Annotated in this window: 16 protein-coding genes, 1 tRNA gene and 1 pseudogene; 7 read left to right on the top strand and 11 right to left on the bottom strand. The window is 67.6% G+C overall.

Translation table 11 applies throughout. The features are described from left to right. Positions 1-840, top strand: a pseudogene (locus tag B0W80_RS27125) (DUF349 domain-containing protein); the annotation flags it as partial. Between the two features lie 48 nt (positions 841-888). On the opposite strand, the gene B0W80_RS27120 reads toward B0W80_RS27125, so the two are convergent. The 5 genes from B0W80_RS27120 to B0W80_RS27100 form a co-directional block, all read right to left on the bottom strand. Next, complete coding sequence (locus tag B0W80_RS27120; RefSeq protein ID WP_077002260.1) at positions 889-1,683, bottom strand: zinc-dependent peptidase; 795 nt, start codon at positions 1,681-1,683, stop codon at positions 889-891. Then, entirely contained in the window at positions 1,683-2,444 is a 762-nt protein-coding gene (locus B0W80_RS27115; protein ID WP_077002259.1) for a UDP-2,3-diacylglucosamine diphosphatase, read from the bottom strand. The genes B0W80_RS27120 and B0W80_RS27115 overlap by 1 nt, the downstream gene beginning before the upstream one ends. Before the next feature lie 4 nt (positions 2,445-2,448). Next, a complete protein-coding gene (locus tag B0W80_RS27110) occupies positions 2,449-2,958 on the bottom strand; it encodes a peptidylprolyl isomerase (protein WP_077002258.1) in 510 nt (169 codons plus the stop codon). Between the two features lie 48 nt (positions 2,959-3,006). Next, positions 3,007-3,585, bottom strand: a complete 579-nt coding sequence (locus B0W80_RS27105) for a peptidylprolyl isomerase (RefSeq protein WP_077002257.1) — start codon at positions 3,583-3,585, stop codon at positions 3,007-3,009. Positions 3,586-3,654: 69 nt separating this feature from the next. Further along, on the bottom strand, positions 3,655-4,242 hold the full coding sequence (locus tag B0W80_RS27100; RefSeq protein WP_077002256.1) for a tetratricopeptide repeat protein: 588 nt from the start codon (positions 4,240-4,242) through the stop codon (positions 3,655-3,657). 191 nt (positions 4,243-4,433) lie between these two features. Between B0W80_RS27100 and cysS the strand changes: the two genes are divergently transcribed. The 6 genes from cysS to B0W80_RS27070 all read left to right on the top strand — a co-directional run bounded on the left by cysS (position 4,434) and on the right by B0W80_RS27070 (position 9,946). Continuing rightward, the gene (cysS, locus tag B0W80_RS27095; RefSeq protein ID WP_077002266.1) at positions 4,434-5,810 is read left to right on the top strand and encodes a cysteine--tRNA ligase; all 1,377 of its coding nucleotides are present in this window, start codon (positions 4,434-4,436) and stop codon (positions 5,808-5,810) included. A 16-nt stretch (positions 5,811-5,826) separates the two neighbouring features. Then, positions 5,827-6,483 carry a DNA-3-methyladenine glycosylase gene (locus tag B0W80_RS27090; protein ID WP_077002255.1) on the top strand — a complete coding sequence of 219 codons (657 nt, stop codon included), beginning with the start codon at positions 5,827-5,829 and terminating at the stop codon, positions 6,481-6,483. A gap of 15 nt (positions 6,484-6,498) precedes the next feature. Continuing rightward, positions 6,499-7,479, top strand: coding sequence for an acetyl-CoA carboxylase carboxyltransferase subunit alpha (locus B0W80_RS27085; RefSeq protein WP_077002254.1), 981 nt, complete (start codon positions 6,499-6,501; stop codon positions 7,477-7,479). A gap of 34 nt (positions 7,480-7,513) precedes the next feature. Then, positions 7,514-8,482: a tRNA lysidine(34) synthetase TilS gene (gene tilS, locus B0W80_RS27080; RefSeq protein WP_077002253.1), complete on the top strand. Its 969-nt coding sequence runs from the start codon at positions 7,514-7,516 to the stop codon at positions 8,480-8,482. 80 nt (positions 8,483-8,562) lie between these two features. Next, entirely contained in the window at positions 8,563-9,831 is a 1,269-nt protein-coding gene (locus B0W80_RS27075; RefSeq protein ID WP_077002252.1) for an aspartate kinase, read from the top strand. 22 nt (positions 9,832-9,853) lie between these two features. After that, positions 9,854-9,946, top strand: a tRNA-Ser gene (locus B0W80_RS27070). Positions 9,947-10,073: 127 nt separating this feature from the next. On the opposite strand, the gene B0W80_RS27065 is transcribed toward B0W80_RS27070, so the two are convergent. The 6 genes from B0W80_RS27065 to B0W80_RS27045 all read right to left on the bottom strand — a co-directional run bounded on the left by B0W80_RS27065 (position 10,074) and on the right by B0W80_RS27045 (position 14,530). Further along, positions 10,074-10,532: a hypothetical protein gene (locus tag B0W80_RS27065; protein ID WP_077002251.1), complete on the bottom strand. Its 459-nt coding sequence runs from the start codon at positions 10,530-10,532 to the stop codon at positions 10,074-10,076. Positions 10,533-10,806: 274 nt separating this feature from the next. Then, the gene (locus B0W80_RS35695; RefSeq protein WP_179107035.1) at positions 10,807-10,983 is read right to left on the bottom strand and encodes a hypothetical protein; all 177 of its coding nucleotides are present in this window, start codon (positions 10,981-10,983) and stop codon (positions 10,807-10,809) included. Positions 10,984-11,106: 123 nt separating this feature from the next. Continuing rightward, on the bottom strand, positions 11,107-11,913 hold the full coding sequence (locus B0W80_RS27060) for a PPK2 family polyphosphate kinase (protein WP_077002250.1): 807 nt from the start codon (positions 11,911-11,913) through the stop codon (positions 11,107-11,109). A 71-nt stretch (positions 11,914-11,984) separates the two neighbouring features. Next, complete coding sequence (locus tag B0W80_RS27055) at positions 11,985-12,413, bottom strand: RNA-binding S4 domain-containing protein (RefSeq protein WP_077002249.1); 429 nt, start codon at positions 12,411-12,413, stop codon at positions 11,985-11,987. A 21-nt stretch (positions 12,414-12,434) separates the two neighbouring features. Then, positions 12,435-13,850, bottom strand: a complete 1,416-nt coding sequence (locus B0W80_RS27050) for a sensor histidine kinase (RefSeq protein WP_077002248.1) — start codon at positions 13,848-13,850, stop codon at positions 12,435-12,437. After that, complete coding sequence (locus tag B0W80_RS27045; protein ID WP_077002247.1) at positions 13,847-14,530, bottom strand: response regulator transcription factor; 684 nt, start codon at positions 14,528-14,530, stop codon at positions 13,847-13,849. The genes B0W80_RS27050 and B0W80_RS27045 overlap by 4 nt, the downstream gene beginning before the upstream one ends. Positions 14,531-14,615: the final 85 nt, after the last annotated feature.

Below are 14,615 nucleotides of genomic sequence, written 5' to 3'. Positions count from 1 at the left end.
GCCGGCGACACGCCGCCTGCTGCCGCCAGCGAATCGGCAGAACCCGCTGCCGACCTGGTGGCACCTGCCGATGGCGCCGATGCATCGGCCCGCGCCGATGCCGGCGAGGCCCAGGAAGCACCGGCACCCGCGGCACCGCCCAAGCCCGCGCCGAAGCCCGTGATCGCCGTGCGCGGCGATGACCGGCCCGGCAACCGCAAGAGCGACGCTGCACCCGCTGCACGCGGCGCCGGCGGCCGCTTCGGCGACCGCCGCGATGGTCGCAGTGGCCCGCCCTCACGCGGCGGCAACGACCGCGGCGCGCCACGCGCCGGCGATCGCGGCCCCGGCGCCGGCCGCTTCGGCGACCGTCCGCCACGCGAAGAGCGCGGCCCGCGCCTCGGCGATACCGCTTTCCGCGCACAGCGCGATGCGCTGGAGCGCGCCGACATGGCCTTGCGCAAGCTGGCCGCCCAGGCCCACGGCGAGGCCCTGACCCAGGTGCTGGGCGCCTGGGAGCAGCGCGACGCGTCGAAGCTGCCGAGCGTTCAGGAACTGGGCAGGGCCGTCACGCCCGCGGTTCGTGGCCAATGGTCGCAGGCGCTGACCGCCGGCCCATCGTCGAAGGCCGATGACGCCGCCGAAGCCCTGCTGCGACTGGAGATGGCGGCCGAAGTGCCCACCCCGGCCGAACAGCTCGACGCACGCCGCGCGCTGCAACTCAAGCTGCTGACGCGCCGTGGCGATCCGGCGCCGGCGCAGACCTGGGGGCAGGACGCCGGTACCGTGCTGGCGACCGCGCACGATGCTGCATCGGCGCGCCGCCTGCAAAATGCATTGAAGGCGCTGCTGCGCAAGTAAGAGAGCGGCTGGCGAAGGGGCGAGGGCGCGCGCAGCGCGTCCGCGCCCTCAGCCGGCGGTCGAGCGCTGAAAGAACTCGTCGAACAGGCCGGTGAGGCCGGCGAACTCGCTGGTCAACTTGTCGCGATTCACGAAGTAGGCCTCGCAAGCCACGGCGAAAAATTCCGCGGGCGAGGTCGCGCCGTAGGCATCGAGCCAGGGCTCTTCGCCGCCGAAGCGCTCGGCGACGATGGTTCGCTCGCGGAAGTCGTCGTAAGCAGGCTGCAGCACCGAGAACCAGGCGATCCGCGCATCGCGCGCCGTCGACGTGCCCCCGAAGCCGGCGGGCAGCGGTGGGCAGCCGTCGGCGTCGCCACTGCGCATGTCGATCTTGTGGGCGAATTCGTGGATCACGACGTTGTAGCCCGAGTCCTGGGTGATGCTGCCGGCCAGTACGTCCTGCCAACTCAGCATGACCGGGCCACGGTCCATGGCCTCGCCGGCGAGCACTTCGTCGTACTCGTGCACCACGCCGCTTTCGTCGACCGTCTTGCGCCGCGCCACCGCCTCGCCGGGATGCATGACGATGCCCACAAAATCGTCGTACCAGCGCAGGCCCCCGGGCAGATGAAGCACGGGCAGCACTGCCTGCGCCGCCACCGCAAGCGCCACTTCGTCGGTGATAACGAAGCCGTGAGCGCCGTGAAATTCCTTGTCGCGCAGAAACTCCGCTGCCAGCGTGCGCAGCCGCGCGACGTCGTCGACGGAGCGGTCGGCAAGGAAGGGGTAGCGCGCCAGTGTCGCCTGCCAGGCCGAATCAGGAATGGACGGCGGCGTGCGCAGCCCGCGCAGCCAGCCGAACATCAGCGCAGGTCGACGCGCTGGGCGCCGGCGCTCGACAGGCACAGCAGCTGCGCGCGGGCAGGGTGTGCCTTCAGGTCCCAGTCGCTCAGCACGATGCGCGACAGCCCGGTACCGAGCACGTGCGTCGCCGGCTTGTGCGTGTGCCCGTGCACCAGCGTGTTGGCATTGGCCTGCCGCAGCCAGGCGCGTGCCGCATCGGCATCGACATCGGCCCAGACCATGCCGGGCGTGCGCTTGCGGTCTTCGCTCTGTGCCCGCATCGAACGGGCAAGCGCGCGGCGTTCGGCCAGCGGCCGCGCGAGAAAGGCCTTTTGCCAGGCCGGTGCGCGCACCTCGGTCCGAAAGCGCAGGTACTCGGTGTCTTCCAGGCAGAGCAGGTCGCCGTGGCTCAGCAGCCAGCGGCGCTCGTGCAGCACCAGCACCGTCGGATCGTCGAGCAACCGCACGCCGCATCGCGCGGCGAAGGCGGCGCCGACCAGGAAGTCGCGGTTGCCGTGCAAAAAGAAAACGGGGCGGCGCGTGGTGGCTTCGCGCAGAAGCTCGGCGCACTGCGCCTCGAAGCCGGGCTCGCCGGCCGCGTCATCGCCAACCCAGACCTCGAACAGGTCGCCGAGGATGAAGATCGCATCGGCCGGCGTGGTCTGCAGGTAGCCGCGCCAGGCCTCGAAGGTCGCCGGCTCCGAGGCCTGCAGATGGAGGTCGGACATCAAGTCGACCGTGCGCCACCCCGCAGGAGCCACGAGCTCGGCGAATGCCGTCATCGGGTCAGGACTTGACGACCGCCTTCTCGATCACGACGTCTTCGAGCGGCACGTCGTCGTGAAAGCCCTTGCGGCCGGTCTTGACGGCCTTGATCTTGTCGACCACTTCCTTGCCTTCGATCACCTTGCCGAAGACCGCGTAGCCCCAGCCTTGCGCCGACGGCGCGGTGTGGTTGAGGAAGCCGTTGTCCGCGACATTGATGAAGAACTGCGCGGTGGCCGAATGCGGCGCGCTGGTGCGGGCCATGGCGACGGTGTAGTTGTCGTTCTTCAGGCCGTTGTTGGCCTCGTTCTGGATCTCGGCACCGGTCGCCTTCTGCGACATGCCGGGCTCGAAGCCGCCGCCCTGCACCATGAAGCCGGGGATCACGCGGTGGAACACGGTGTTGTCGTAGTGGCCCTTGGTGACGTAGGCGAGGAAGTTCTCGACCGACTTCGGTGCCTTGTCCTGGTCCAGTTCGAGGGTGATGACGCCCTGGTCCTTGATATGCAGTTCGACTTGGGGGTTGCTCATGAGGGCTCCTTGTTTGCTTGTTTGCCGGCTGGCTGGTTGTGAAGTGGCTTACTTCGCCACGGGGGTGGCAGACAGGATGGTGACGCTTTCGACGGGCACGTCCTGCATGCCGCCCTTGTTGCCCGTGCGCACCGCGCGGATTTTGTCGACGACCTCGTTGCCCGCGACCACCTTGCCGAACACCGTGTAGCCGTAGCCGTCGGGATTGGGCGCATTGAGCATCGCGTTGTCCTTCACGTTGATGAAGAACTGCGAGGTCGCGGAGTTGGGGTTGGACGTGCGCGCCATCGCGACCGTGTACCTGTCGTTCTTCAGGCCGTTGTTCGCCTCGAGCGGCACGGGTGCGCGCGTGGGCTTCTGCTGCAGGTCGGGCGTGAAGCCGCCGCCCTGGATCATGAAGCCGTCGATCACGCGGTGGAAGACTGTGCCGTCGTAGTGCTTGTCGCGGACGTACTGCAGGAAGTTGTCGACCGTCTTCGGCGCCTTGTCGGGCGCGAGCTCGATCACGATGTCGCCGGCGGACGTTTGCAGCTTGACGCGCGGCGCGGCCTGCTGCGCCCAGGCGGCGCCGGCGATGCTCAATGTGGAAACGAGGACCAACGCCGTGCGGCGCGAAAAAATGGGCATGGCGATGGGTGCGATGGCGGTGATGACGAAGTTGCCGGCGGTGCCGCGGCAGTCGGGCTAGCGTGCGCCTCAGCGGCGCACGGGCCGGCGCGTGTCGGCAGGCGCCGACGGCAGGTTGCCGCTGCCGGGCGTGGTGAACAGCTGCCGGATCAGCGTGATCTTGGGCGCCACCGTGGTGTTGCTTGCCTCGAGCTGCTGCGCGCGGCCGTAGGACTGGCCTGCCAGCCGGGCGTAAACGTCGCCCAGGTTCTCGTGTGCGGTGGCATAGCTCGGGTTGAGCTTGATGGCCATTTCGAGCGCGGCGCGCGCCTTGTCGAACTGGCTCTGGTTGGCGTAGAGGGCCGCGAGGTTGTTGTAGGGCTCGGGCAGTTCGGGGAAGTCTTGCGTGAGCTGCGTGAAGGCGGCAATGGCGTCGGCCTGCTTGCCTTGTTCGGTGAGGACCACGCCGCGCAGAAAGCGCATCTGCGGATCGCGCGGCTTGCCGGCGATGTAGGCGTCGGCCTTGGCCAGTGCCTCGTCGGCCTTGCCTTGGCGCAGCAGCGCGTTGACGTCGCCGTAGTCGTCCGCATGAGCCGCAGTGGCCACGAGCGCGAACAGAAGCACCGACAGGAAGCGGACGATGAAAGAAGAAGAGGAGGGGGCTGCGGCGTGCTTCATGAGCCTCGACAGTTGGATGGAACGCGGGCCTCGAAACACCCGGAATTGAACGGCTGCGGCCGTTTATACTGGCACGGGATTGTAGCCGAGGGGCTCCGTTCATCCCCTCGTTGCCATAGCATCCTCACCCCTGAAAAAATCTCTGTCGATCGTCCGTGTCGCGCGGGCGCATGTCGGCATTTTCGGTATCCATGAGTCTTCGCATCTACAACACGCTGACGCGTGAACTGGAGAAGTTTTCTCCGCTGCAACCCCCTCGGGTGCGCATGTACGTGTGCGGCATGACGGTGTACGACTACTGCCACCTGGGCCATGCGCGATCGATGATCGCCTTCGACGTGGTGCAGCGCTGGCTCAAGACCTCGGGCTACGAGGTCGAGTACGTGCGCAACATCACCGACATCGACGACAAGATCATCCGTCGTGCGGTCGAGAACGGCGAGAGCATCCGCGCCTTGACCGACCGCATGATCGATGCGCTGCACGAGGACGCCGACGCCCTCGGCATCGAGCGCCCCACGCACGAGCCGCGCGCCACCGAATACGTGCCGCAGATGCTGTCGATGATCGCCACGCTCGAAGGCAAGGGCCTGGCCTATCGCTCGACCAACGGCGACGTCAACTATGCGGTGCGCAAGTTCGCAGGCTACGGCAAGCTCAGCGGCAAGTCGCTCGACGAGCTGCATGCCGGCGAGCGCGTCGCTGTGCTCGACGGCAAGGAAGACCCGCTCGACCCCGTGCTCTGGAAGAGCGCCAAGCCCACCGAGCCCGAAGAGGTGAAGTGGGCCAGCGAGTTCGGCCCCGGCCGGCCGGGCTGGCACATCGAATGCTCGGCCATGGCCTGCGAGCTGCTAGGCGAAACGATCGACATCCACGGCGGCGGCATGGACCTGCAGTTCCCGCACCACGAGAACGAAATCGCCCAGAGCGAGGGCGCCACTGGCCAGCCGCTGGCCCGTACGTGGATGCATAACGGCTTCATCAACATCGACGACGAGAAGATGTCCAAGAGCCTGGGCAACTTCTTCCTGATCCGCGACGTGCTCAAGCAGTTCGACGCCGAGACGGTGCGCTTCTTCGTGGTCCGTGCGCACTACCGCAGTCCGCTCAACTACAGCGACGTGCACCTCGACGATGCCCGCGCTTCGCTCAAGCGTCTGTACACGGCACTTCACCTGGTCGCGCCCGAAGCGGTCGAGATCGACTGGGCCGATCCGCATGCCGCGCGCTTCCAAGCCGCGATGAACGAGGACTTCGGCACGCCCGAGGCTGTGGCCGTGCTGTTCGAACTGGCGGGCGATGTCAATCGCACGCGGTCGGCCCGCACGGCCGGCCTGCTCAAGGCGCTGGGTGGCTGCCTGGGCCTGCTGCAGGGCGACCCGGAGGCCTTCTTGCAGGCCGGCAGCACGCTCGACGACGCCGCCATTCAGGCGCTGATCGCCCAGCGCGCGGCGGCCAAGGCGGCGAAGAACTTCGCCGAGGCCGACCGCATCCGCAACGACCTTCTGGCCCAGGGCATCGTGCTCAAGGATTCACCCACCGGCACCAGCTGGACCACCGTCAAGTGAGGGCATGAAAAGCGCGATGCCTCCTGCCAGCAAGAAGCCCGAAGTCCAGGTCCAGACACCGCCCTACTGGGAAGAGGCCTGCAAGTACCTCGCCAGGAAAGACCGCGTCATGAAGCGGTTGATCCCGCAGTTCGGCGACGCCTGCCTCGAGTCGCGCGGCGACGCGTTCACCACGCTCGCCCGCAGCATCGTCGGCCAGCAGATCTCGGTGAAGGCAGCCCAGTCCGTCTGGGACCGCTTCGCCCGGCTGCCCCGCAAGATGACGCCGGCGAACGTGCTGCGCCTCAAGGTCGACGACATGCGTGCGGCCGGCCTGTCGGCCCGCAAGATCGAGTACCTTGTCGACCTGGCGCTCAATTTCGACGCGGGCGTGGTCCACGTCGAAGCCTGGGACCAGATGGCCGACGAGATGATCATCGAGGAACTGGTCGCCATCCGCGGCATCGGCCGCTGGACGGCCGAGATGTTCCTGATCTTCCACCTGCTGCGCCCCAACGTGCTGCCGCTGGACGACCTGGGCCTCATCGCCGGCATCAGCCAGAGCTACTTCTCGGGCGATCCGGTCAGCCGCAGCGACGCCCGCGAGGTAGCTGTCGCCTGGGCCCCCTATTGCAGCGTCGCGACTTGGTATATTTGGCGATCGCTCGACCCCCTCCCGGTGGTCGCATACTGACAACAGGAGAAGACGTTGGCGAAACGAACCTTTCTCGACTTCGAGCAACCCGTGGCAGAGCTCGAATCCAAGATCGAAGAGCTGCGCTATGTACAAAGCGAATCGGCCGTCGACATCTCCGAAGAGATCGACCAGCTCGGCAAGAAGAGCCTGCAGCTCACCAAGGAAATCTACAGCGACCTGACGCCCTGGCAGATCACCAAGATCGCCCGGCACCCTGAGCGCCCGTACACGCTGGACTACATCCACGAGATCTTCACCGACTTCGTCGAGCTGCACGGCGACCGCCACTTCTCGGACGACCTGTCCATCGTCGGCGGGCTGGCCCGCTTCAACGGCACGCCCTGCATGGTGCTGGGCCACCAGAAGGGCCGCGACACGAAGGAGCGCACCGCACGCAACTTCGGCATGAGCAAGCCCGAGGGCTACCGCAAAGCCTTGCGCCTCATGAAGACCGCCGAGAAGTTCAAGCTGCCGGTCTTCACCTTCGTCGACACGCCGGGCGCCTACCCGGGCATCGACGCCGAAGAGCGCGGGCAGTCCGAGGCCATCGGGCGCAACATCTTCGAGATGGCGCAGCTGGAGGTGCCGGTCATCGTCACCATCATCGGCGAGGGCGGTTCAGGCGGCGCGCTGGCCATTTCGGTGGGCGACCAGGTGCTCATGCTGCAGTACTCGGTGTACTCCGTCATCAGCCCCGAGGGCTGCGCCTCCATCCTCTGGAAGACCAGCGACAAGGCGCAAGAAGCAGCCGATGCGCTGGGCATCACCGCGCACCGGCTCAAGGCCTTGGGCCTGGTCGACAAGATCGTCAACGAGCCCGTCGGCGGCGCGCACCGCGACCACCGGCAGATGGCCGCCTTCCTCAAGCGTGCGCTCAACGACGCCTACCGCCAGGTCGCCGACCTGCGCTCCAAGGAACTGCTCGACCGTCGCTACGAGCGCTTGCAAGGCTACGGCCGCTTCGCCGACACCAAGGCCGAAAGCGCCAAGTAGACCGGGCGGACTGGCGCCGGCCCGCCACTTCGTCATGGAAAATCCCGCCGCCCCCGCGCTGGCATCCTGGGCGGCGCCGTTGCCGCTGGGCGTGGCGTACAGCGGCGGCGCCGATTCGACCGCGCTGCTGCATGCTGCCGCGGCCCGATGGCCGGGCCAGGTGTTCGCGCTCCACGTGCACCATGGCCTGCAAGCCGCGGCCGACGACTTCGAAGCCCACTGCCGCGCCACCTGCAAGGCGCTCGACGTTCCGCTGCATGTCGGCCGCGTCGACGCTCGGCATGCGCCCGGCGAAAGCCCTGAAGACGCGGCACGGCGTGCACGCTACGCCACGCTGGCGCGCCTCGCGCAGGCAAACGGCCTTCACGATGTGGCGCTGGCCCAGCACGCCGACGACCAGGTCGAAACCATGCTGATCGCGCTCGGCCGCGGCGCCGGACTCGACGGGCTGGCCGGCATGCCGCGGCGGATGAAACGCCATGGCATCGACTTCCATCGACCCTTGCTGGATGTCCCGGCCGTCGCGCTGCGCGAATGGATCGCGGCGAGCGGCACGGTCCACGTCGACGACCCGACCAACGCCGACCTGCGCTACACCCGCAACCGCATCCGCCTGCAATTGCTGCCCGCGCTCGCCGCGACGCTGCCCCAGTTTCGCGAGACCTTCGCACGCTCGGCCCGCAACGCGGCCAGGGCCTCGCGGCTGCTGGCCGAGGTCGCCGCATCCGACAGCGAGACCGCCGGACTTCCGCCCACGCTGGCTGCCCTGCGCACTTTGCCGCGCGAGCGCCTGGCCAACGTGCTGCGCCACTGGCTGCGGCGCGAGCACGACGCCGTGCCGAGCGAAGCGCAGCTCGAACAACTGCTCGACCAGATCGAGGCCTGCAGCACCCGCGGCCACCGCATCCGCATCAAGGTTGCGGACGGTTACGTCCAGCGCGAGGGCGATGTGCTGCGTTGGTACAATGCCCGGCCTCCGTCGCAGCCTGCGGCCTTGCGCTGAAACAGGCCCCTCGGGCACGTGACGGGCTCACGGTCACCTGCACTGCGGCAGGCATCCGAATTCATCTCTTGACTTCACCCATGGCATTGATCGTTCACAAATACGGCGGCACGTCGATGGGCTCGACCGAGCGCATCCGCAATGTCGCCAAGCGCGTCGCCAAGTGGGCGCGCGCGGGCCACCAGATGGTGGTCGTTCCGAGCGCCATGAGCGGCGAAACCAATCGCCTGCTCGGCCTCGCCAAAGAGCTCGCACCCGGCAAGACGGCCGACGACTACAACCGCGAGCTCGACATGCTGGCCGCCACCGGCGAGCAGGCCTCGTCGGCACTGCTGGCCATCGCGCTGCAGGCCGAGGGCATGCAGGCCGTCAGCTACGCCGGCTGGCAGGTGCAGGTGAAAACCGACAGCGCCTTCACCAAGGCCCGCATCGAAAGCATCGACGATGCACGCGTGCGCGCCGACCTCGAAGCCGGCAAAGTGGTCGTCATCACCGGCTTCCAGGGCGTGGACGAGGCCGGCAACATCACCACGCTGGGCCGTGGCGGCAGCGACACCTCCGCGGTCGCGATCGCAGCGGCGATGAAGGCGCACGAATGCCTCATCTACACCGACGTCGACGGCGTCTACACCACCGACCCGCGCGTCGAGCCCGATGCCCGGCGCCTGACCACCGTGAGCTTCGAGGAAATGCTCGAAATGGCGAGCCTGGGCTCCAAGGTGCTGCAGATCCGCTCGGTCGAGTTCGCTGGCAAGTACCGTGTGCCGCTGCGCGTGCTGTCCAGCTTCACGCCCTGGGACATCGACCTCAAGGAAGAGGCCAAGTCCGGCACCCTGATCACATTCGAGGAAGACGAAAACATGGAACAAGCCGTTGTCTCCGGCATCGCGTTCAACCGCGACGAGGCCAAAATCTCCGTGCTCGGCGTGCCCGACAAGCCCGGCATCGCGTACCACATCCTGGGGGCAGTCGCCGATGCGAACGTCGAGGTCGACGTGATCATCCAGAACCTGAGCAAGGACGGCCGCACCGACTTCAGCTTCACGGTGCACCGCAACGACTACGCCAAGACCATCGACCTGCTCAAGGAAAAAGTGCTGCCCACGCTGGGCGCGGCGGACATCGTCGGCGACACCAAGATCTGCAAGGTCAGCATCGTCGGCATCGGCATGCGCAGCCACGTGGGCGTGGCCAGCAAGATGTTCCGCGTTCTGAGCGAGGAGGGCATCAACATCCAGATGATCTCCACGAGCGAAATCAAGACTTCGGTGGTGATCGACGAGAAGTACATGGAGCTCGCCGTTCGCGCGCTGCACAAGGCCTTCGATCTCGATCAACCTGCCGCATAAGCTGGCATAATCGCGGACTGCTGGAAACGTGACCGAGTGGCCGAAGGTGCTCCCCTGCTAAGGGAGTATGGGGTGTAGAGCCTCATCGAGGGTTCGAATCCCTCCGTTTCCGCCAAGAACAACAAAGCCCCGCGCAGACTCTGCAGCGGGGCTTTTTCTTGCCCTTCGTTTTTCGTCCGTCGATCCTTGCCGATATCGCGATGGGAGTCAGCGAGCAACGGAGGCTCAGCGCGCGTCGCCGCCTACTTGCTCCCAGGCCACCGCCCGAAGCGATCGTGAACCGCCGACTTCAAGCGCCGGATTTCCATCAGCGCATCGACCTTCGGCGCCTCCTTGCCCGACAGCAGTGCGACCACGTGGCCTGCGACGTCGCGGCAGCTCTGGGCTTCTTGCGCGCAGCGTGCGAGGTTCTGCTGGCGTTCGCGCATGCCGAGCTGCGCGTCGTCGTGCATCAACGATTCGGCCAGTCGCATCGATGCGGCGGCGGCGGCCAGGCTCATCTGGATGGCGGCGCGCACGCGGTTGCCGTAGTCGTTCTCTTCCTTGATGCGCGACTCGTTCTGCTGCACGTCGGGCGTGAGCGAGCCGATGTTGGTGGGCGCGAAGTAGGGGACCGAAACCGACAGATGGCTGCGGTAGGCGATCAGCTCCTCGATGACTGCGCGCGTTCGCTCAACGGTTTCAAGATCGGGGGAGTCCATGACCAGTCCTCGAAAAAGCCGACACAAAAACTTTCGAGGAGTGTCGTCGCTGGCGTGCGCGACAGGCACGGCAGAGGGCGAAAAAGAACCTACGTTGTTAAATCGTCGACGGTTCGAAACCGCGCGCCCGCAGGCTCGAAAGTTGGCTTTGGCGCAGATTGATACTTTCGACCTCCAGGCAGCACGCATGATCCTTCGCTCGCCGTGCGATGCGAGCACGAGCAGTCGACCGCAGGACACGGCCGCCGAGCCCTGCCGCGAAAGACAAAGCGCTTCAGCGGCGGCGCCTGTCGTCGCAGGCGTCGATCGCCGCGATGGAGCGTTCCACGCGCTGCGCGATCTCGTCGTGCAGCGCCCTCGGCACGCGGCTCGTGGTCATCAGCAAGAGGATGCCGGTGCCGATCACCGAGATCAGGCCGGTCATCAGCTCGGAGAGGGTCAAGACGTCCATGATGGTCCTTCGAGGTTGCGCGGGCGCGTGATCGTGATCGCGTGAAAGGCAGTCTCCCACCGCGATCCGGCCCCCTCAATACGCCATATGGAGGAGAGACGAAGGTCGAACGAACGGCCGGTGCTACTTGACGACCAGGCCGTCCAGCGCCGCGTCGGCGGGGGGCACGGCCAGTTTCATGTCGCGCAAGGTCTTGACGAGCAACTGGGCGATCATCAGGTTGCGATGCCGCTTGCTGTCGGCCGGCACCACGTGCCAGGGCGCATGGCGGCTGGACGTGGCGCGCAAGGCCTGCTCGTAGGCCTGCTGGTAGGCGTCCCATTTCTTGCGCGCGGCCAGGTCGTCGAGCTTGAACTTCCAGCGCTTGTCGGGTTCGTCGATGCGCGCCTGCAGCCGCTCGCGCTGCTCCTTCTTGCTGATGTGCAGCATGCACTTGACGACCACTGTGCCGGTCTCGGTGAGCAGGCGCTCGAAGTCGTCGATCTGCGCGAAGCGCCGCTGCTGCTCGGACTTGTCGATCCAGCCCTCGACCACGGGGACCAGCACGTCTTCGTAGTGGCTGCGGTTCCAGACCATGATCTCGCCCGTGCGCGGCACCACCGCATGGCAGCGCCACAGGTAGTCGCGTGCGCGCTCGTCGTCGTTGGGCGCCTTGAAGGCGGTGACCCGCACGCCCAGCGGCGAGGTGCGCGAGAACACCCAGCGGATGGTGCCGTCCTTGCCGCTGGTGTCCATGCCCTGCAGCACCAGCAGCAGCTTGCGCCGGCCTTCGGCGACCAGCAGGTTCTGCAGTTCGTCGAGCTCGCCTGCGAGCTGGTCGAGTTGCGCGCGCTGGGCGTCTTCGTCGCCTTCCAAAAATGGCGTGTCATCGGGGTCGATGTCGGCCAGCCTGAACTTGCTGCCGGGGCGGTACTTCTTGAAGCTGGCCATGTCCGGGGGGCTCCTTGTCGGTGGATGAGTCCTGAGGGTACGCGATGGCGTCGCGCGCCCGGCAGCTGCCCTCAGTCGTCGTCGGGCTCGAGCGAGGCGCTCCAGCGGTTGTCCCAGTCGACGCGGCGGGCCTGGTCCAGGTCGCGCCGATCGCGCTTGGTGGGCCGGCCCTGCTCGATGCTCAGCGCCGGCTCGCTGCCCATGCGCCGCTGCTCGCGTGCGGCCGCCAGCGCGGCCAGGCTTTCGGGGGTTTCCTCGTAGAGCTTCTGCGCCACCGGCGCCGGGCCGCGCTGGCCGCTCAGGCCGCGCACCCACACGATGCGTTCGAGCCCGCCACCGAGGCGGATCGTGACCTGGTCGCCCGCCTTGACCTCGCGCGACGCCTTGGCGACGTCGCCGTTGACCTGGATGCGGTTCTTGCCGATCTCGTCCGCGGCCAGCGTGCGCGTCTTGTAGAAGCGCGCGGCCCAGAGCCATTTGTCGATGCGCAGTCGGTCCATGGAAAAAAACAGTCTCCGAAGTCAGTGATTGTCGCCAGCAAGCGGCAGGCGCACGACGGTGTCGAGCCCGCGTCGCTGTCCGCCGCTTTCCCGGTTGTCGAGTGCGATGCGCCCGCCCAGCGCCAGCACGATCTCGCGGCAGATGGCGAGGCCCAGGCCCGAGCCGCTGCCGGGGTCGCCCGCGGCGAAGGGCGCGAAGAGGCGCTGGCGCAGCTCGTCGGAGATGCCCGGCCCCTCGTCACTGACGACGAACAGGGCCTGGCCGTCGTCCGCCTGCACGCGCACCGCGAGCGCGCCGCCTTGCGGGCTGTGCTTGATCGCGTTGTGCAGCAGGTTGCGCGCGAGCTCCTGCAGCATCCAGTGGTGCGCGCGCACGAGCACGGGAGATTCGCCGACCGACAGCTCCACGTCCAGCGCCTTGTCGGCCATCAGCGGCGACAGGTCGAGCGCGATGCCCCGTACGGCCTCGGCCAGATCCAGCGTCTGCGATTCGGGCTGCTGCCGCAGCTGCTCCACCTTGGCCAGCGACAGCATCTGGTTGGCCAGCGCGGTGGCGCGCTCCACCGTGGCGGCGATCTCGCCGAATGCCTCGTCGGTCGGCATGTCGCCGCGGCGTGCCGACTGCACCTGGGCCTTGAGCACGGCCAGCGGCGTGCGCAGCTGGTGCGCGGTGTCGCGCACGAAGCGCTTCTGGTGGTCCAGCAGGCGCTGCAGGCGGCCCATGACGTGGGTGGTGGCGTCGACCAGCGGCCGCAGCTCGCGCGGGGCATCTGGCGCGTCGATGGGCGACAGGTCGTCGGCGGCGCGCTCCTCGATCGCTTCGCCCAGCCGGCGCACCGGCCGGGTCGCGCGCTGCACCACGAACACGGTGACGCCGGCGATCACGGCCAGCAGCACCAGTTGCCGCCACATCATGTCGACGAGCAGCTTTCGCACCAGCGTTTCGCGCAGTTCCAGCGTCTCGGCCACCTGCACCACCGCCATGCCGCGGCCGCGTGCGCCGGACACCGGCTGAAGCAGCACCGCCACGCGCACCGGCTGCTCGCGAAAACGCGCGTCGTAGAAGTCGACCAGCGCCGCATAGGGTGGTCGGTTGGGCAGCTTGCCGCGCCAGAAGGGCAGCTCGGCGAAGCCCGAGATCATCTCGCCGTCGAGCGCCGAGACGCGGTAGTACATGCGGCTCTGCGTGTCGGCTTCGAAGGCTTCGAGCGCGGAGTAGGGCACGATGGCGCGCAGCGAAGCAAGTTCGTCGTAGCCTTCCACGTCGAGCTGTTCGCCGATGGTCTTGGCCGATGCGAGCAGGGTGCGGTCGTAGGCCGTGGTCGCGGCCGCCAGGCTCTGGCGATAAAGGCTCACGCTGTTGATCACGATGAAGAGCGCGACCGGCGCCAGGATGCCGACCAGCAGCCTGGCGCGCAGCGAGGCGGCGCGCATCATGCCGACTCTTCGCGCAGCAGGTAGCCCAGGCCCCGCAGCGTCATCAGCAGCGCGCCGGTGCCGGCCAGCTTCTTGCGCAGGCGGTACACCACCACCTCGACCGCTTCGTACTGCACGTCGGCCTCGCCGGGGAAGACCAGCTCGAACAGGCGCTCCTTCGACACCGCGTGGCCGGGCTTCACCATCAGCGCCTTCAACAGCGCCAGCTCGCGCGGCGTGAGTTCGAGCACGTCGGCCCGGTGGTAGATGGCGCCGCTGTCGGGCTCGTAGCGCAGCCCGCCCACCTGCTGCAGCGCGTTCGCGGATTCCGGGGCCGAGCTCTGGTTGCGCCGGTGCAGGGCGCGGATGCGCGCCTCCAGCTCATCCAGGTCGAAGGGCTTGGGCAGGTAGTCGTCGGCACCGGTGTTGAGGCCCACCACGCGGTCGCCCACCGTGCCGCGCGCGGTCAGCAGCAGCACCGGCGTGCGCAGGCCTTCGGCGCGTGCCTGCGCCAGCACCTGCAGGCCATCGAGGTTGGGCAGGCTCAGGTCGAGCGCGACCACGTCGGGCTCGAGCGCGCGCCACTGCGCGAGCGCCTGCGCACCGTCGCCGCACAGTCGCACGTCGATCATGCGGCGGCCCAGGGTGCGCTGCAGCGTGGTTTGCATCGACGGATCGTCTTCGACTAGCAGCAGCTTCATCGCCGGAATTTCGGTGTTTACCCCAGTGTGTCGGACAGCCAACTGACAGCGGGGCGGCGCATCATAGCGGCGTTCTGCCAACAAG

The sequence above is a fragment of the Variovorax sp. KK3 genome (genome assembly GCF_001984055.1).
Taxonomy (GTDB): domain Bacteria; phylum Pseudomonadota; class Gammaproteobacteria; order Burkholderiales; family Burkholderiaceae_C; genus Variovorax.
The sequence above is the reverse complement of the archived record's forward strand: the minus strand, read 5'-3'. Positions and strand labels throughout refer to the sequence as shown.